17 protein-coding genes are annotated in these 18529 nt (G+C 55.8%); 9 read left to right on the top strand and 8 right to left on the bottom strand.

Annotated features, from left to right (window positions below; translation table 11 throughout):
* The first annotated feature begins 38 nt into the window (after positions 1–38).
* Positions 39–800: a GntR family transcriptional regulator gene (locus ACO6S1_RS07610; RefSeq protein ID WP_422345710.1), complete on the top strand. Its 762-nt coding sequence runs from the start codon at positions 39–41 to the stop codon at positions 798–800.
* A gap of 8 nt (positions 801–808) precedes the next feature.
* Here ACO6S1_RS07610 and ACO6S1_RS07605 read toward each other — a convergent pair whose 3' ends face one another.
* The 5 genes from ACO6S1_RS07605 to ACO6S1_RS07585 form a co-directional block, all read right to left on the bottom strand.
* Positions 809–1897: a CaiB/BaiF CoA transferase family protein gene (locus tag ACO6S1_RS07605; protein WP_422345709.1), complete on the bottom strand. Its 1089-nt coding sequence runs from the start codon at positions 1895–1897 to the stop codon at positions 809–811.
* A gap of 7 nt (positions 1898–1904) precedes the next feature.
* A complete protein-coding gene (locus tag ACO6S1_RS07600; protein ID WP_422345708.1) occupies positions 1905–3098 on the bottom strand; it encodes a CaiB/BaiF CoA transferase family protein in 1194 nt (397 codons plus the stop codon).
* A gap of 145 nt (positions 3099–3243) precedes the next feature.
* The gene (locus ACO6S1_RS07595) at positions 3244–4422 is read right to left on the bottom strand and encodes an acyl-CoA dehydrogenase family protein (protein WP_422345707.1); all 1179 of its coding nucleotides are present in this window, start codon (positions 4420–4422) and stop codon (positions 3244–3246) included.
* A gap of 64 nt (positions 4423–4486) precedes the next feature.
* On the bottom strand, positions 4487–4996 hold the full coding sequence (locus ACO6S1_RS07590; protein ID WP_207986972.1) for a MaoC family dehydratase: 510 nt from the start codon (positions 4994–4996) through the stop codon (positions 4487–4489).
* Between the two features lie 38 nt (positions 4997–5034).
* The gene (locus ACO6S1_RS07585) at positions 5035–5862 is read right to left on the bottom strand and encodes an HpcH/HpaI aldolase/citrate lyase family protein (RefSeq protein WP_422345706.1); all 828 of its coding nucleotides are present in this window, start codon (positions 5860–5862) and stop codon (positions 5035–5037) included.
* A 109-nt stretch (positions 5863–5971) separates the two neighbouring features.
* Between ACO6S1_RS07585 and ACO6S1_RS07580 the strand changes: the two genes are divergently transcribed.
* Positions 5972–6880 (top strand): DUF1838 family protein, encoded by a 909-nt coding sequence (locus ACO6S1_RS07580; protein ID WP_422345705.1) that lies wholly within the window; start codon positions 5972–5974, stop codon positions 6878–6880.
* Between the two features lie 58 nt (positions 6881–6938).
* Here ACO6S1_RS07580 and ACO6S1_RS07575 read toward each other — a convergent pair whose 3' ends face one another.
* Positions 6939–7625, bottom strand: a complete 687-nt coding sequence (locus ACO6S1_RS07575) for a hypothetical protein (RefSeq protein ID WP_422345704.1) — start codon at positions 7623–7625, stop codon at positions 6939–6941.
* A gap of 67 nt (positions 7626–7692) precedes the next feature.
* Positions 7693–8157: a hypothetical protein gene (locus ACO6S1_RS07570; protein WP_422345703.1), complete on the bottom strand. Its 465-nt coding sequence runs from the start codon at positions 8155–8157 to the stop codon at positions 7693–7695.
* A 128-nt stretch (positions 8158–8285) separates the two neighbouring features.
* On the opposite strand from ACO6S1_RS07570, the gene ACO6S1_RS07565 reads away from it, so the two are divergent.
* From ACO6S1_RS07565 to ACO6S1_RS07535, 7 genes are all read left to right on the top strand, one after another.
* The gene (locus ACO6S1_RS07565) at positions 8286–9275 is read left to right on the top strand and encodes a LysR family transcriptional regulator (protein WP_422345702.1); all 990 of its coding nucleotides are present in this window, start codon (positions 8286–8288) and stop codon (positions 9273–9275) included.
* Positions 9276–9427: 152 nt separating this feature from the next.
* A complete protein-coding gene (locus ACO6S1_RS07560) occupies positions 9428–11965 on the top strand; it encodes a TonB-dependent receptor (RefSeq protein WP_422345701.1) in 2538 nt (845 codons plus the stop codon).
* Between the two features lie 180 nt (positions 11966–12145).
* Positions 12146–13453 (top strand): MFS transporter, encoded by a 1308-nt coding sequence (locus tag ACO6S1_RS07555; protein WP_422345700.1) that lies wholly within the window; start codon positions 12146–12148, stop codon positions 13451–13453.
* A complete protein-coding gene (locus tag ACO6S1_RS07550) occupies positions 13453–15003 on the top strand; it encodes an FAD-binding oxidoreductase (protein ID WP_422345699.1) in 1551 nt (516 codons plus the stop codon). Before ACO6S1_RS07555 ends, ACO6S1_RS07550 begins: the two co-directional genes overlap by 1 nt.
* A gap of 105 nt (positions 15004–15108) precedes the next feature.
* Complete coding sequence (locus ACO6S1_RS07545) at positions 15109–16164, top strand: nitrilase-related carbon-nitrogen hydrolase (protein WP_422345698.1); 1056 nt, start codon at positions 15109–15111, stop codon at positions 16162–16164.
* Positions 16161–17402 (top strand): class I SAM-dependent methyltransferase, encoded by a 1242-nt coding sequence (locus tag ACO6S1_RS07540; protein ID WP_422345697.1) that lies wholly within the window; start codon positions 16161–16163, stop codon positions 17400–17402. The genes ACO6S1_RS07545 and ACO6S1_RS07540 overlap by 4 nt, the downstream gene beginning before the upstream one ends.
* A gap of 3 nt (positions 17403–17405) precedes the next feature.
* Entirely contained in the window at positions 17406–17768 is a 363-nt protein-coding gene (locus ACO6S1_RS07535; protein ID WP_422345696.1) for a hypothetical protein, read from the top strand.
* 12 nt (positions 17769–17780) lie between these two features.
* On the opposite strand, the gene ACO6S1_RS07530 is transcribed toward ACO6S1_RS07535, so the two are convergent.
* Positions 17781–18473, bottom strand: a complete 693-nt coding sequence (locus ACO6S1_RS07530; RefSeq protein ID WP_422345695.1) for a hypothetical protein — start codon at positions 18471–18473, stop codon at positions 17781–17783.
* Between the last annotated feature and the right edge of the window lie 56 nt (positions 18474–18529).

Genomic DNA, 18529 nt, shown 5'->3' with positions numbered 1-18529 from the left:
GCCCGTCCTAAGACTGCCCGATGTCCGGGAGAGAAAAATTGGCCGCGAAAGCACCCGCTAAATCCAAAAACGCGTCGAAGAAGAAACCGCGCTATCTCGAATTGGCCGACGAACTGCGCGAGGCGGTTTTGCGCGGAGACTATTCCGATCCCGGTGATTTTCCGACCGAATCTGTCTTGTGTAAAAAATATGATGTCAGCCGCTTCACGGTGCGGGAAGCCTTGCGCAAACTGACCGCCGAGGGCCTGATCACCCGCAAGCGTGGTTCCGGCACGGTCGTACAACCCGCGACCGCGCGCGCCGGTGCGCTGCACCAGCCGCTGAGCAATGTCGGCGAGATTTTGCAATATGCCCGCGACACCACCATTGCCTTTGAAAAGCGGGACGCGGGCGCGATCCCCAGCGATGTTGCTGAGCAAATCGGCGCCAAGGCCGAAGGTGACTGGTTCGCCTTTCACGGCAAGCGGATGAAGCCTGGTCGCAAGCGCCCCATTGCCGTGACCGAGGCGTGGGTACATCCCGAACTGGCCGATGCTGTCGCCCAGATTGACGTCAACGCCAAAACCCTGTTCGGGCAGATTGAAACGCTGGGCAAAGTGAGCGTGACCCGGGTGACGCAGGATATTCAGGCGATCAAGGGCACCAAGGATATACTGTCCGACCTGGGCCTGGAAAAAGGCGATCCGGTGCTGCGCATCCTGCGCTGCTATTTTGACGAAAGCGACCGGATGTTTGAAATTTCTGCGAGCTATCATCCCGGCGAGCGCTTTGCCTATTCGATGCATATCGAGGTGGACTGAAGCCCGCGTCATTGCGACTCATCCAGGACCGGGGCATCATCTGCCTGCCAGCCTGTTTCCGATGCAAAGCGAAAAGACGAGCCGATTTGATGGCTGCCATGGGCTTCGATCAAAAGGCCGCGCTCGCGCAGAAAATCCTGGTCCAGCGCTTCGCGAAAATCGAGAACAGGGGAGAAGGCAACGTCCTTGTCGGCAAACCACTCTACCCATTGGTCACGGGTTCTGGTCGCGAAAATCTCCCGCAAAAAAGCGACCAATGGCGCTTGCCCCGCGCCCGGTTCAGCCTCGGCGAGCGGTAACAAATCCAGTCGTTCCAGCGCGGTCAAAAGATTGCGCGCAAATTTCACCTCGCGCGCGCCCAGTACGACATGTTTGTCATCTGCGGTTTTATAGACATTGTAAAAAGCCGCGCCGCCCAAGGACCGCTGTGACTGCGATTGAGGCGAAGCACCTCCAGCAATAGCCGATCCGGCAATATGGGCGCACCATGGCAACATGGAGTCAAACATGGCTATGTCGATATAGTCGCCCTCGCCGGTTTTTTCACGCCCGATCAACGCCATCAACACGGCCGATAATCCGTTTAGCCCAGCAGCCATATCCGCCGAAGGCACACCTGGCACGACCGGCATTCCATCTGCGCCATCATTGACGGACAGGAAGCCGGACAAGGCCTGCACGGCCAGATCATGGGCGGGGTGATGCGCCATTTCGCCTTCCTGCCCAAAGGCGGAAATCGAGCAATAGACGATGCGCGGGAAACGCGCCGAAACCGTGTCATAGTCAAAACCGAGCCGCTTCATCACGCCGGGGCGAAAGCCCTCGATCATCACATCGGCATCGGCCAGCAATTCCCAAAGCTGCGCCCTGCCTGCATCGGATTTCAGATCGAGCGCCAGCGCCTGCTTGCCGCGATTGAGGTTACGGAACCAGACAGATTGCCCTGCCTCCATCGGCTCCATTGCGCGGGCGGGATCACCGGTCGGCGGCTCAACCTTAATCACCTCGGCCCCGTGGTCGGCCATCATCATGCTGAGCATCGGGCCCGGCAGGAAAAGCGAGAGGTCGATGACCTTGATACCCGTCAGTTTGGCCATAAGATGTTCAGACTATCCCTTTCGCACGCAGGTCAGCAATCGCACCCGAATCATAGCCGGCTTCAGCCAGAACCGCATCACTATCAGCCCCGAGCAGTGGCCCTGCCCGATTAGGCAGCCGCTCGCCATTCAGCTTGATCGGGCTCGACAGGACATTCATGTCTGCGCGATCCGGATGGCTGACCGTATCCCGCATGCCGATGGTCTTCAACCAAGGGCTGTCGAGTGCCTGATCCAGGCTATAGACCGGCGCAATCGGCATCAGGCCCTGCAGCAGCTCCAGCCAGTGCGCGACCGGATGCGCGGCAAAGATATCGCTCAAAATATCCGACAAGGCCGAGCGGTTGGTCAGGCGATTGGCCGGTGTGTCAAAGCGTTGATCCGTCATTAGCTCTTCATGACCGATCCGCTCGCATAATATGGTCCAGAATTTGGGCAGCTGTGCCATGACGAACATCCAGCCATCGGCGGCCTTGAACATCTGGCTCGGCGTGGCGGACGGATGCGCGCCATAGGGTGCACGGCCCGTCACATCTTCCTCGTTCATATACCACAGCGCGGGATAGCTGGTCTGATGTACAGCGGCAGACAACAGATCAACATCGACATCGCAGCCTTCGCCCGAACGCTGCGCATCCAGCAAAGCGGCGAGCAGGCCAACGGCGGCCATTGTGCCGGTCATGAAATCGACCATCGACAGGCCAAAGCGCACGGGCGGCCCGTCAGGCTCTCCGGTAAGCGCACAAAAACCGGCCTCTGCCTGCATGAGATAGTCATAGCCTGGCCATTTCGACCGTTCGTTGCCGCGCCCGTAGGCGGAGATATGGGCACAGACGATGGCCGGATTAACGGTCTTTAGAGCATCATAGTTGAGGCCGACCTTGTCCGGCACATCACCGCGCAGATTATTCGCCACGACATGTGCGTCTTTGGCGAGTGTGTGCAGCACCTCCTGCCCTTCGTCGGTGCGCAGATCAAGGGTGAGCGAGCGCTTATTCAGATTGAAGCTCTGAAAATAGAGGCTTTCCTGTTCGCGCAGCCAGTGTGGCCCGACATGGCGTGCCGTGTCACCGCCTTTTGGTGGTTCGATCTTGATTACATCGGCGCCCATCTGGGCAAGGAACATGGTTCCGTAAGGGCCGGCACCATATTGTTCGGCAGAGAGGACGCGAAAGCCTTTAAGTGGTTGTTTTGCAGTCATAACTTAAGCCGCTCCTCTTTAGGGGAGGGGTTTGGGGTGGGGCATGCAAGATCAAAGGAGTTCGCTAACGCGAGCGATGTTTGCACATCGCCCCCACCCCTTTCCCCTCCCCTGAAGGGGAGGGGCTTTTTCGTGGTCAACTCACTCACGCAGGGTTCCTCTTGACCCATTGTTTGGAAATAATCATCCGCTGCATCTCGTTGGTCCCTTCACCAATACACATAAGCAATGAATCGCGATAATAGCGCTCGATTTCATATTCCTTGGAATAGGCATAGCCGCCATGGACGCGCATGGATTCCTCGGAATTGCGCACTGCCGCTTCCGATGCAAAATATTTCGCCATGCCCGCTTCCAGATCACAGCGCTCCCCGCGATCATAGGCTTCCGCCGCATCGAGGGTCAGCAAACGCGCCGCTCTTGCGCGGGTCACCATTTCACCCAGTTTCAACTGGATCGCCTGATGTTCGGATATTGGCTTGCCCATTGTCTCGCGCAGCTGCGCATATTCGGTGGCGAGCCGAAGCGAACCCTCGGCCAGACCAACGCCCCGCGCCGCAACATTGATACGGCCCAGCTCCAGACCACCCGTGGCCTGAAAAAAGCCCTGGCCTTCGACACCTCCGATAAGATTGTCAGCCGGAATACGATAATTGTCGAACACAAGCTCCGCACTGTCGATACTGTTATAACCCAGCTTTTTGAACTTCTTGCCAACCGTAAAGCCTTCCCCCTTGGGCGCTATCATCAGGCTCATTCCCTTATAGCGCGGGTCTGCCTTGGGATCGGTTTTGACCAGCAGCGCAAAACAGCTGCCGTTAATGCCGTTGGAAATCCAGGTCTTGGTACCGTTGATGACATATTCATCGCCGTCGCGGACAGCCGTGGTGCGGATCGCCTGCAAATCCGTACCCGCATTGGGCTCGGTCAGCGCCAGCCCGCCGCGAATTTCGCCGCTGGCAAATTTGGGCAGCCATTTGGCTTTTTGCTCGGCCGTACCAAAACGCTCGACCGCACAGGCCATGATCAGGTGCGAATTGAAAATGCCGGTTATTGCCATCCAGTGCGATGCGATTTCCGCGACGATCTTCGCATAGCTGGTCGCTGGCAAGCCGAGGCCGCCATATTCCTCGCCGATGGTTGCGCCGAACAGACCCATGTCGGCCATTTCGCCCACCAATTGCTCTGGCCATTTATCTTCGTGATCATGTTCCATGACCACAGGCTTCACGGAACGGGCGATCCATTTCTGGATCGCATCCATGAAAGCCTGTTCTTCTTCCGGATCAATCATATGCTGCGCATTATCAATTGCCGTTGCCATATTCGTCGCTCCTGAGTGTCTTAAAACTGGGGTTCCCTCCCCCGTTTATTTTGTCGTCGACTTTTTAATCGTCCGCGCCGCCAAAGCCGCGCTTCCAGATCAGCATGGTGCGTTCAAATGTGCACACAACCTTGTCATCCTGGTTCTTGCCAATTGTCTTTATGGTGACAATGCCCTGTTCCGGACGTGAAGAGGATTCCCGCTTTTCCAGCACTTCGCTCTCGGCATAGAGCGTATCACCGGGAAATAACGGATGGGTGAGGCGGATTTTGTCCCAACCAAGATTGGCCACCGCTTTCTGACTGGTATCGGAAACGCTCATCCCGACCATCAACGCGACGGTGAGCGGAGAGCAGACCAGCGGCTTTTCAAATTCGGTTTTCTTGGCAAATTCATAGTCAAAATGCGCAGGATGCGTGTTCATTGTCAGCAAGGTGAAATGCACATTGTCGGTATCGGTGATCGTCCGGCCGGGACGATGCTCGTAAATATGCCCCTCTACAAAATCTTCAAAATAGCGTCCGAACGTTTCGCGGAAACGTCCCGGGCTGACTTCTATAACTCCATCACGCATGTAATTGTCCTTGTTGATTAAACATTCTGGTCTTCGCTTTATCCGGCTGCTGCCGCGATATGCCTAAATCGTTGCATAACCGGCGCCTCTAACATACGCCCATTATGACTAATCGCTTTGCCGCCGGCTGCGTCAAAAGCATTGATTGCATCTATCGCTTCGGCCACTTCCGCCGCCGTCGGTTTCATGGTCTTGGCGATGAGAGCGATCTGCTTGGGATGGATAGCAGCCTTGGCGTGAAAACCCATGGCTTTTGCTTTAGCGGATTCCTCTTCCAGACCGGCCTCATTGCCCATGTCGATATAGGGGACGTCAATCGCGGCGATCGCAGCCGAAGCGCAGCACAAAATAAACGCACCGCGCGCAGCCAGCAGCGGTTCCCATTCCAGCCTGGTGCCCAGCTCAGCGGAAAAATCGCCGCCACCGAACATCATAGCGGTGACGCCGGCGCTCGCGGCAATGGCATCACCGGCGCGCAGGCCTTTGACCGTTTCGATCAGCGGGACCAGACCGTCGACCCGGTCGCCTAAAATACTATGTGCAATTTCAACCTCGGTAGCGCTTTCAACCATCGGCAGAAAAAGCAGAGCAGGAAGACGATCAGCGGCTGAAAAGGCGAGCAGGTCAGCCAGACCGGCAGCCGTCCTGAGCCCATTGATTCGTACCGCCGTTTTTGACCGGTCGAGCGTTTTCAGGGCATCCATAACGGATTCGCGCGCGCTTTCCTTTTGATCTGCAGGCACCGAATCCTCCAGATCGATACAGATCAAATCTGCACCACTATTCGCCGCTTTTTCAAAGCGTTCAGGCCTGTTGGCAGGTACAAAAAGGAAGTTGGTAAAACCGGTCATAGGATCCAATATCATGTTCGATCATTATTTCCTCTTCACAATTTGTCCGGACAAATCTAAAGTCAACCAGAAAGTGAAATTAATTGCATGATAACTTGGCACGATTTTTAGGGAGATGCGTGAAATGAATCGAATTTTTAGGCGGACTGCTTTGGCAACAATGGTAGCATCCTTTGCTCTTGCCAGCCCTTCGTCCGCACGGACCCTTGATCCGAAAAAACCAGAAGATGCCCTGGAAATTATGAAACGGACGCAATGTGGCACTGCTGATGGTGTGCCTGCCGTCTATCATTGGTCCGGCAAAGTCTATTCCCGCGTACAGGGAGAACCCGATCGGCATCTGTATAATGGCGAAGGCATGAATATCCGGCAATGTGTCCGGATCGAAGACCCCAAGCGCGGCGTCGGCTATCGTCAGGTCAGCCGCGAAGTGATGTTCTATCTTGATCCCAAGACAAATGAAATATTGCGCACCTGGGACAATCCATGGACGGGCGAGACGGTCAAAGTGATGCAAATTGCCAATGACCCTGTAAACAGCCGTCCCAACTATCCTTACCGCGCCGATGGCACGCCATACACGCTGCCCAATATCCGGCAGCAGGGCAACTGGATGTTCATGCCGATCGAAGTGCCGCTCTTCTATCACAATGTATTGGCGGGCGATTATCAGGATTATGTCGGCAATAAATATCATGCGATGGAGATTTTCGACTTCACCATGCTCGCTGATGAAATTCTCGATACCAATAATCCCACCGCCTATCCGTCGATCAGTTGGGTCCGGATTTCCGACTGGATGCCGTGGATGAAAATGCGCGGGCGGCAGGGACAGATGGTGTTCAACGCGATGGGTGCAAAGCTGAAAAGCTATGACGAACTGCCGGACGTGATCAAGGACGAGATCGCGCTCAACTATCCCGAATATACCGCGCCGCCACCCGGCGATGATCCGCGCAAGAATGAAACCACCTGGACGGTGTTCAAGAAGATGATTGATGCAGAGCGGGCGGCGGAAGCGGACAAAAAATAACGCTTCCCGTCAGAGTTTCTCCCTGGGGGTCGGCCGCGTTGGCCGGCCTCTTTTTTCCCTAAAACGGCTTGATATTACCAAGAAATGCGGTGGCGAGCAGCAACAGATAGACAATCCAAACCCAAATACGCGTGGTGTCCATCGTCTTGCGGAGCGGGATTTCTGTTTCATCCGATGATCCCTCGGCAATCAGCTTGCCGAGTTGCGGCCCTACGGGCTTGAACGCAACATCGATCATGATGGCCGCGGCAAAGATCAGGCCGAACATCAACGCCTTGGTCGCCAGCCATATGGGAATCAGCGGCTCGCCTTGCACCAGCGAGAGGATGCCGAGACCCAGATAGAAAAGGGTCAGGCCGATTTTCAGCACGAACTCGATTTTCCGGTCACGCGCCGCCCGCTCCGTCTGGTCATGGATATGCGCGTCCCAGACCAGCCACAGCCACACGGCACCAACCACCCAGGACAAAGCCACGCCCCAGCCCGGCACATCCCACCAGCCGCCAGCATCGACCATCGTGATCGTCAGCGGGACCATAAGGGCCCAGGCCGTTCGCGGTGTCATGTCAAGATTGACGAGCAGTTGCAGCAGAACCAGCCGCTGCGGCAAATCATATTTCTCCCGCTTGCGAAAATGCTGACCGAGCATGAATACGCCCACATCGGCGCCGAGCCACAGGACAAACAGGATGATGTGGATAAAGACGAGCAGCTGATAAAAGGAAAAGTTGAATAATTCTGTCATTGCGCCGGACCCCTGAATGTTGCTGCTTCAACTTATCAATAAATATGTCCGGACAAATTGCAATGCCTCAATCCATCACCCGCTGCTCGTCGCACAAGGTGCGCTTGAACAATTGTCCGTCCTTGAACCAGTGCCACGTCCGCGCCCGGTGGTTGCCATCGTCGCCTAGACAAATAATCTCATAGAAATTCGCCCCCGGGTCATCCTTGCGATTGAGGTTGAGCAGGACGAGTCCGAAATCCGTTTCCCAGCCGCAACCATCAAAATTTTCATTGTCCCACCAAAGTTTGCCGTCGCGCAGCACACCGTTCAGGGTGGAGCGATATTCCCGGCCATCCTCCCATTGAAACAGGTTTTTCTGGACATAGGCATAGGGGCCATCATGCGGGAATATGCATTCGACGCGCGCCTGGTGCTGATCGACCAGCTGATTGTCCGTGTCGACATGGCGATAGGTCCCTGTCCAGATTCCTTCATGCTTCATCATGCCGGGCATGATTCCGGTCAAAATGGGTTTGCTTAGCGCCGCCACGGCCAAATATCCTCGCTGCTCCGTAATATTTTGATTCCGCTAGGCGACCTGATAGGAGACAGCTAACAACCGATATTGGCTTAAGCACAGCTATTGATTGTGATGAGTCTGCATGAAAGGACCTGATCATGAGCAAACCCGATCTGCGCCAGCGTTTTATCAAGCCCTCCATGGATCCCCAAAAATTGCAGCATTTTCTCTCCGTCTATGACACGGGAAGCTTCTCTCGCGCCGCCAGTAACAATGGTGTCAGCCAGCAGGCAGTGTCGAAAAGCATTGCGAAACTGGAAGAAAGCCTTGGCGTCAAACTGTTTGAACGCGGTGCTTTTGGCGCCGAACCCAACCGGTTTGGCGAAGCTCTGGCGCGCCGGGCGAAAGTCATTACCGCCGAAAGCCGCCTCGCCGCTGCCGAGATCAGCGCCCTGCGCGGCGCCGATAAAGGCTATGTCCGCATTGGCCTTGGCTGGTCTTTCCTCACTCGCATTGCCCCTATGGTCATCAATCGTTTCAGTGAAAAACAGCCCGGGGTCACCCTCAGCATCACGTCAGGCGACACCAAATCGCTTTACGAGAAACTGTTGCGCGGAGAAGTCGAATTTGTCGCCAGCGCCCCGCCGACCGATCTGGAAATAGACTCTGCCATCGAAACCACCGAGATGTTCGAGGACCGCGATGTCGTCATGATGCGGCGGGATCATCCGCTTGCCTCCAAGTCCGACATAACGCTGGAGGACCTAGCGTCCCAGACATGGCTGGTGTCCATGCAGCTTCAGATGCAATGGCAGCGCATCTGTAACGTCTTTCTCGCCGCCGGGCTTTCGCCTCCGGCCAAATATGTCGATATGGATTCGGTCATCCTCGCCAAATCGACCTTGCTGCAAAGTGACGCGGTCATGCTGCTCGCCAAGGAATTGTTCGCGACCGAGGAAGAGCGCGCACAATATCATATCGTGGAAGGCACCGAATTCCCCGTAGCACGCACCGCCTATTTCGCGATTCGCCGCAATTCGGTGCTGCAACCAGCAGCCCAGAGCCTGAAAAACGAGCTGATTGCCGCCTGCCGCTCCGTAGTCGGGATCAAGCAGCTGCGCGGCATGACTGTGGCGGAAAAACCATAAAAACGCGGAAAATTCATCTGGTTGTAGTGATAGGCCAATTGGTTGTTAGCATTCGCCCTATCAAGAAGATTAGCCCTAACCTTTAAATTTGTCTGGACAACTTGGATGTAAATCAAGCATTCTCTGTTTGTCGGGAACCAGGGAGTCAAACAATGATATCGCGCAAAGCAACATTAAGAAATTCAACCGTTTTCAGTCTGGCATTGGCTTCACTAGCTGGTGCGCCAGCCTATGCACAGTCTTCGACGGACCAGGAAGTATCCGAAGAAGGCGGACTGAATGTCATTGTGGTGACCGCACAGCGCCGGGAAGAAAGCGTGCAAGATATCCCCATTGCAATCAGCGCCTTTTCCGCCGAAGAACTCGAAACGCGCGGCGTTTCCAATGCTTTGGAAGTAACACAATTTGTCCCCAATCTGGTCGGACTCAACAATACCGGTCTGGGCACGGCCAATTCCTATTTCCTGCGCGGGATCGGCAACACGGAATCCATTGCCACATTTGACCCGCCCATTGGCACCTATGTCGACGATATCTATATGTCGCGGCAAAATGCCAATAACCTGTCCTTTTTTGACATCGAGCGGCTGGAGGTTCTTCGTGGTCCGCAGGGGACATTATTTGGCCGGAACACAACCGGCGGTGCGATCAATGTCATCCTGAAAGAACCCGGCGATGAATTCGCCGGCTATGTGGAAGCGGGATATGGAAGCTACGAACGCTATCTCGTGCGCGCATCGGTGGATGTGCCTCTGGCAGACAGCTTCGCTGTCAAAGTCTCCGGCTATTTTCAGGATGACGAGGGCTATGCCAAGAATACAACCACCGGAGAACGCACCAATGAAAGCGATGGCTGGGGTGTCCGTCTCGGGTTCCGCGGAGAATTGTCTGACTCCGTTCGCTGGACCGGCTCTTACATGCACACCTATGCCGATGCCGGGAACATCCTGAACTTCGACTGTGATCCGGCAGATACTACCAATTGTTCGGGACGTTTTGTTACGACCGGCCTGACCAAGGACAGCAATTTCAATGGTATTTTAACGGGTCCGAAGAGCGATTTCGGGCTGGGCAACGAAGTCGAGATGGATTTTGTCTCTTCCAATCTCGAAATCGATCTGGGTGATTTTGAGATCAATCTCATCACCGGCTTCATCGATCTGAGCCAAGATTTTGCTCTCGACTTTGCCGATGGTCGCGGCCTCCCTAGCACTTCGACACCAATTCCGCCGGTCATCGGTTTCACCAGCGGCGGCTTCACCATCGCCAATCAGGGCGAACATGACCAGTTCACGCAGGAAATCAAAATTACCGGATCGCTGGCAGATGGTCTGATCGACTTTGTGGGCGGCGTCTATTATTTTGACGAGAATAACCGCACCGACTTTGGCGACATATTCTCCCTCGCTTTTCCACCGCTTCCGGCAGGCTTCCCGCTGGTTCTCGCGGACAGGGAAATCCGCAATGAAACCACGGCCTGGGCCGGTTATCTGCAAGCCGATGTCAATGTCACCGACGCACTGAAGCTGACCGCCGGTATCCGCTATACGGATGAGGAAAAGACCTTTGCGGTGCGCGACAATCGGCCGGTCGTCGGAACCAATGCCTTGGGACAGAATACCTGTTTCGGGCCGTTTCAGTTCGGTCCCAGCACCTGTATCGACAGCGCCAATCTGGTAGCCAATAACGGGGCTGCCATTCCGGAGGAACAGAATGTAAAAATCTGGACCCCGCGCTTTGCGATAAATTATGATGTGTCGGACGACATTCTGATTTTTGCCTCCGCCACCCGCGGCTTTAAATCAGGCGGCTGGAATGCGCGCGGAACATCGCCCGGGGAGTTGCTGCCATTCGGTCCCGAAAAGGCATGGAGTTATGAAGCCGGCTTCAAATCCGAATTTTTCGATCGCCGCGTCCGGTTGAATGTCACCGCCTTCCAGCTTGATATCGATGGCTTGCAAACCCCTTCCGCCTTCATCCGTCCCGATGGATCGCTGGCCTTCATCACCCGGAACTTTGCTGACTACCGGAACCGCGGGCTTGAGGTTGAACTCAACACAGCGCTTTACGACGGGCTGAATATCTTCGCGTCTCTGGGTTATCAGGACGATAAGTACCGCATTGATCGCAACGCAGCCGCGCTCGATGCCTTTGGCGTGCAATCCGTCAATGCCCAGCAGGCAGCCTGTCTGGCCCAGCTCGCTGGTGGATTGATCCCCAACGCTGCCGGAGCAGATACGGCGGCATCTTGCGGTGTTGGTATTGTGGCACCGGACGGCAGCATCGCCGAACCGGTCAGAACACCTGATTTCACCATCGCAATTGGCGCAAGCTATACGGCGGAATTTGGCGGTGGCTTGTCGCTCGTTCCTTCGATCAATGCCAACTGGCGCAGCGACAGCGAAACCGGTACCAGCGAAGTCACGCTGTTTGATCAGCCTGTAACCGGCCTTTCCGGAACGGTTTTCCCGTCCAACACGCTCGGCAATGGCGATGTTATAACCGGCAGCTTTTCGGAAGACCGCTGGATCGTCAATGCAGGACTGGCGCTGAAGAGCGAGTCTGGCTGGTCGATTACGGCAGAATGCAAAAACTGTTTCGATGAGGAATCCGTTGAATCCACATTGGCCAATTACAGCTATCTGAACCCGCCACGGACCTTCCTGATCAAGGGACGCTTTGATTTTTAACGGGAAAAGGAAGCAAGGCCCAAAATAGGTTTTTCCGCTGGGACCATGCGCAAGCGTGGTGCCAGCGGAATATTTGATTGCAGGCGAAAGGCCGGTTGCCACAGAGACTGATACTCTGCGCGCATATTTCCGGGCCATTCATATCTTGCCTGTCATCCATCGGAGAGGCACAAACGCGTAATGAATGTAACACAATCATCCGTGAACGATCCCGAGCGGAATGAATTTGCGATGGGCTGGAAGGTTCTGCTTGCCGGCGTGCTCGGCGTGGCCTGCGGGGCATCACCGATACCCTTTAATGTCATCGGCTTCACGGTCGAACCGTTGATTGAAGAATTTGGCTGGACCCGCACGCAGATACTCTTTCCGATCACGATTTTCGGGATTATCGCGTCCTTGCTGGCGCCTTTTTTCGGATCGCTAGCGGATAAATATGGCGTCCGGAAAGTGGCGCTCTATTCGCTGCTGGCTTTTGGCCTGTCCTTTGCGGCTATCTCCTTCACGCCAACGGCTCAGGTGACATCCACGCTGTATATTTACTATGCCCTTTGGGTGGTTGTCGGACTGATCGGCATCGGCTCGACCCCGGTCAGCTGGAGCCGGGCGATCAACCTCTGGTTTTACAAAAACCGCGGGCTTGCGCTAGGCATCTTGCTGCTGGGAACCAGTCTCGCCGCCATCGTCGTCCCCAAGCTCGCCGTATGGGGTATTGAAAACTATGGCTGGCGGGCGATGTTCGCGATTGTCGCGGCGCTGCCGCTGTTCGTCGCCTTGCCGCTTGGTTATTTCCTGTTTCGCGAACCACGCCCGGAAGAACGCCCCAAAGCGATTTTGAGCGACAGCGGCAACCTGACCGGTGTTACCTTGGGTACAGCGTTGAAGGACTATCGTTTCTGGCTGATCTGGTTATCAATTGCCGTGATTGCCACAGCCTTTGGCGGCGCATTTATCAACCTGCCAACCATGCTGGGTGATCGCGGATTGGATGCCCAGACCGCAGCCAGTGTCATGGGCGTTTTGGGAATCGGAATATTGTCAGGCCGGATCATTACCGGCGCCTTACTCGACCGGTTCTGGCAGGGATTTGTGGCTTTTCCGCTGCTCTGTCTGCCGGCCATCTCCTGCTACGTTCTGCTCGGCGACAGCATCACCTTTCCGCTCGCCGCGCTGGCGGCTTTTCTGCTCGGCTTTGCAGCCGGTGCGGAGAGCGATCTGATCGCCTATCTTACCGGACGCTATTTCGGCATGGCCAACTATGGTAAAATCTATGGCATGCTTTACATGCCCTTTGGTTTTTTCTCGGCCCTGTCACCGATCATCTACGCCAGCGTGCGCGACAATATGGGCAGCTATGATCCGATCCTGAGCGTGGCGATTTTCGGTTTCGTTATTGGTGGCGGGCTGCTCCTGTTCCTCGGTCGCTATCCCGATAGCTTCCCCGAAACCGATCCTTCCCCCACAGAAACCCTAGCCACGGAGCCAAGCTGATGGCCACAAAAGCCAATCCCACCGCTGCCCAATATATATCTGACACGGGCGCAGAAGTACTGACTGACGGTGATAGCCTGAATTTCTATGCGCATGATGTATACCAGCGCGGCGCCGATCTGCTCGCTGTGGTTCGTCCGAAAAACAAGGATGAATTATCCGCCGCGATTGCCGCGACCACATCGCAGAATATCCCGGTCATCCCGCGTGGCGGCGGCATGAGCTATACTGGCGGCTATACGGCGGAAAAGGCCGGTGCGGTGCTGTTCGATCTGGCGGCAATGGACCGGATATTGGAAATTAACGAGACCGATATGACGGTCACGGTCGAGGCTGGCTGCACCTGGGCCAAGCTTTATGAAACGCTGGCCCCCAAAAAATTGCGAACACCATTTTGGGGAACCTTGTCGGGTCTGAAAGCATCCATAGGCGGCGGGATGAGTCAGAATTGCCTGTTCTGGGGATCGGGGCGCTATGGCACGGCGGCGCAAAGCTGCATCGCGATGGAAGTGGTGCTGGCCGATGGCACCATCCTGAAAACCGGCGCAAATTTCACCCGGCCTTATGGCCCGGACCTGACCGGTCTGTTTCTGGCCGACACCGGCGCATTGGGCATGAAGGCGACCATCACTTTGCGAATGATCCCGGAAGCCGAGGCGCATGGCTATGCAAGCTTCACCTTCGAAAACCATGAAGACATTCTTTCAGCAATGGCGGCCATTGAACGTTCCGGCGTGTCCACGGAATGTTTCGGTTTTGACCCGAGTCTGAACGCCATCCGCATGCACCGTGACAGCCTGGGCAGCGATGCCAAGGCTTTGGGTCAGATGATGAAGAAACAGGGCAGTGTCTGGGGCGCAATCAAGGAAGGCGCAAAGGTTGTCGCGGCGGGCCGGGACTTTATGGACGAGGCGAAATTCTCGCTCCATGTGCTGACCGAGGCGCGTATCCAGGCGGCGGCGGATGATGATCTGGAACGGGCACGCAAAATGGCTTTGGAACATGGAGCGACGGAGACCGAGAACACCATTCCCAAGATCATCCGCGCCAATCCGTTCGGGCCGCTCAATAGCATGCTCGGCCCGCAAGGCGAACGCTGGGCACCCATTCACGGACTGTTGCCGCATAGCCGAGCGATTGCCTGTTATGATGCTGTCCTCGCGCTGTTCGAAGAGCATCGCGAAGAGATGGACCAGCATGGCGTCTTCACTGGCATCCTGGTGTCGGCGGTCAGCGGTTCCGGCGCGATTATTGAGCCGTGCCTCTACTGGCCCGACGCATCCAACCCGGTTCACGCGGCGACCATTGAGCCGGCTCATTTCGCCAAGCTACCGACATTGGAAGCCAATAGCGACGCGTGGGAACTGACCCGGAAGCTGAAACAGGCGCTGGTTGACCTGTTTCATGATCAGGGTGCGGCGCATCTGCAGATAGCGAAAACCTATCGTTACCGCGACAGCCTGGACCCCGCCGCCGATGCGTTGCTGCAGGACCTGAAAAAAGCCGTTGATCCAAAGGGACTTATGAATCCGGGATCGCTCGGTCTATAGTGTAGGATGGATTTTGACCGCAGACAGATGATGGCCGCAGCGCTTTGTGCAGCTGTCGCATCACCTGTTTCGGCCTCGACCGGAAAATATGATAAAGAAAAGACCATGACCGAAACCAAAAATTATGCCGCCGTCGCGATGCAATTGGCTGCGCGTTCGATTGAAAAAACACCCGACAAGGCTGCGGCCCGCGCGCAAATGCTGGCGATGATTGGCGAGATCGAGACAAAGATTCGCTCCGCGACGATCTTCGTCCAGCAATATAGCGGCAGTCCGGTCAAACTGGTGGTGCTGCCGGAATATCTGCTGACCAGCTATCCCGGGCGCATTTCCATACCCGATTTTGCCGACAAGGCGGCGCTGGCAGTGGACGGCCCGGAATATGAGGCGCTGGGCGCGATGGCACAGCGGCTGAAAATGTTCATTGCCGGCAATGCCTATGAAGTCGACGCCAATTTCCCCGGCCTCTATTTCCAGGCCAGTTTCGTGGTCGCGCCATCGGGCGATGTGGTGCTGCGCTATCGCCGGCTCAATTCCATGTTCGCACCGACGCCGCATGATGTGTGGACGAAATATCTCGATATTTACGGCCTCGACGGCGTGTTCCCGGTAGCGAAGACGGAAATTGGCAATCTTTCTGCCATCGCCTCGGAAGAGATACTCTATCCCGAAATAGCCCGCGCCCATGCGCTGCGCGGTGCCGAGATTTTCGTGCACAGCTCTTCGGAAATCGGCTCCCCGCTCGACACACCCAAGGATATTGGCAAACGCGCGCGGGCGCAGGAAAATATGGCCTATGTCGTCTCCGCCAATACCGCCGGCATAGAAAACACCACCCTGCCGCTCGCCTCCGCTGATGGCAACAGCATGGTCGTGGACTATAAAGGCCGGGTGATGGCGGAATCGAATAGCGGCGAGACCTTTACCGCTTTTGCCGATATCGATCTGGGTGCCTTGCGCGCCGCACGCCGCAAGCCAGCGATGACCAATTTCCTTGCGCGCCAGCGACTGGAGCTTTTTGCGGCCACTTATGGTAATTTGTCCGTACAAAAAGCCGATGGTTTGATTCAGAACAATGACATCATCTCTCCGGACCGCGACTATTTTCTGCGTACCCAGGAAGAAACCATCGAACGCATGATAAAGGAGGGCTTGATATGAGCACCACACCGACCGAGCAAAAACTCGACGTCGCACCGCCCTATAATGCGGTAGCACGTCATGGCGTTTCGCCCGAACCATCGCATGACGAGATTGCGCGCTTTGATTTTCTCGCCAATTTCAACAAATTCCTTTCCGGCGCGCTCGGCCCGGGCAACAAACTTGCCTATGACCGACGCGTCCTGCCGGCTTTTCTGAAGGAACATGGCCGGGAACCGCAGGACCGTTTCGAGATCCGCCACGCGATGAACAAGGATCCCTTCCATAAATTCTGGTCCGCGCTCAAACGCAATTCGATGGAGATGCGCCAGCAAAACGGCCGGTCCATGGTGCTGCGCCAGATTGATGAACTGAATGCCAGGGCCCGGCAATTTAATGAAGGCCGTGATACATTGGAGCTGAACCCGGAAATCGACGTGCCGCGCTATCAGTCGGCCGTGGATATCCACTGCATGCCCGGCAGCTATCATGGTGAAGAGCTGCCCGGTGATGTCTCGGCAGGCGCCAATTATGATTGCGGTATCTTTGCCACCACCGCCGGCGGCCTTGGCGCGCTGTCCGATGGCGGCGGTCAGGCGCTGGTGGAATGGATTAAGAAGGAACGCCCCGGCTGGGAACCCAGACATGTACTCGATATCGGGACCACGGTTGGTCATAATATCGTGCCGCTGGCGCTGGCTTTTCCCAATACGGAATTTATCGCCATCGATACGGCTGCGCCCATTTTGCGTTACGCCCATGCCCGCGCGCAATCACTCGGTGCGACCAATATCACATTCATTCAGGCCAATGCCGAAGATTTATCGCGCTGGGACGATGGCACATTTGACTGGGTCCAGACCACCATGTTCCTGCATGAAACCAGCGGCAAGGCGCTGCCCCGGATTATCGCAGAGGGCTATCGCGTGCTTGCTGATGGCGGCCTGATGTTCCATCTCGAACAACCGGAATATTCCGATGCCATGCCGCTTTACGAGCAATTTATCCGCGACTGGGATGCGTTTAACAATAACGAACCCTTCTGGTCCTCGATGCACGCGCTCGATATGAAAACTGTCATGGTTGAAGCCGGATTTGACCGGGCAGAGCTGTTTGAAAGCGGTGTCAGGGCAGTGGTCGATACGGATATCTTCCCCGAGGCCGCGACCGGTGACGATGAAGATCATGGCCGGGCGGCCTATTGGCATGCCTATGGCGCATGGAAAAATAGCGATCAGATGCAACACGCGGCGGAGTGAATCATGGCTGAAGAAAATTTCGACTGGATGGCCGCGGCCAATAAAAAGGCCAAAGGCAAACGTCCGGAATATTTTGACGATCCCGAAGACGAACGGATGCTGTCCATCCTGATGGCGGTGGTCGGCGAAGTGTCTGTGCTGCGCGAGCGGATGGATACGGTCGAACGGCTGCTCGAAGCCAAGGGGTCAATCAACCGTGCGGATATTGAGAGCTATACGCCCGACAAACAGGCCGCCTATGAGCGCGGCGCGATGATCCGCGAATATATTTACCGCGTCATGCGCGGCCCGCATCAGATGGTTCAGGAACTGGAACAAAGCGAACCGCCCGTCGAAGAAGTCAGCCGGGAACTGAAGGAAATCTAGCAGCGCAAACCGCTAAAAAGGCTTCACCGCCCCCAGGAAACAGACCCCGGCAATCGTGATCCAGTAGATATAGGCGGCAATCCGGGCCTGCCCGATTTCCCGTTCGAGCGCATTTTCTTCTGCCGCATCCGGACCCTCGGCCAGCTTGCGGAACCGCACGGTCCAGCGGCGCATGACCACGCGCAGGAACAGACCGATACATAGCGCAAAGGCGTAAAGACCCATCTTGGCGGGATACCAGTGGTTGCCCTCACCCGAGGTAATCGGACCGCTGCCCTCCAGAGCCATGAACGTGACGATGAACAGAATCGCGATCAAGGGATAGCGCAGCATTTCCTCGATTTTGGTCACCTTGACGCCGATATCGGTTTCACGCTTGATAAAAGCGGTCCATGTCATCGCGAGCCAGATCGCAAAAAACAGCCACATCCACCAGATTCCCGAACCATCAAGGGAAGGCACAAAACCATAAAGCTTGCCCATATGAAGGCCGAGCGGAAGCAACAGGACTATTCCGGTTCGGGCCAATATGTCGATCCGGTAAGCCGTTTCCATATGCCGCCGCCGTTCTTCCAGCGACAGGTTGCGGTTTGTGACATTATAGCTGGTCTGGAAAACACCCCATTCGCCGCCCAGCCAGTAAACCATCGCCAGAATGTGGATCCAGCGCAAAATGCTCAGTTCATTTGTGGTGAGAAATTCCATTACCAACGTCCTCCCAGACCGTGTAAATAGCTGATTGTAATTTGTCCGGACAAATT

This window comes from Parasphingorhabdus sp. (assembly GCF_965233695.1).
GTDB lineage: Bacteria > Pseudomonadota > Alphaproteobacteria > Sphingomonadales > Sphingomonadaceae > Parasphingorhabdus.
Note: the sequence above shows the minus strand (reverse complement) of the source record. Positions and strands in the feature narration are given on the sequence as shown.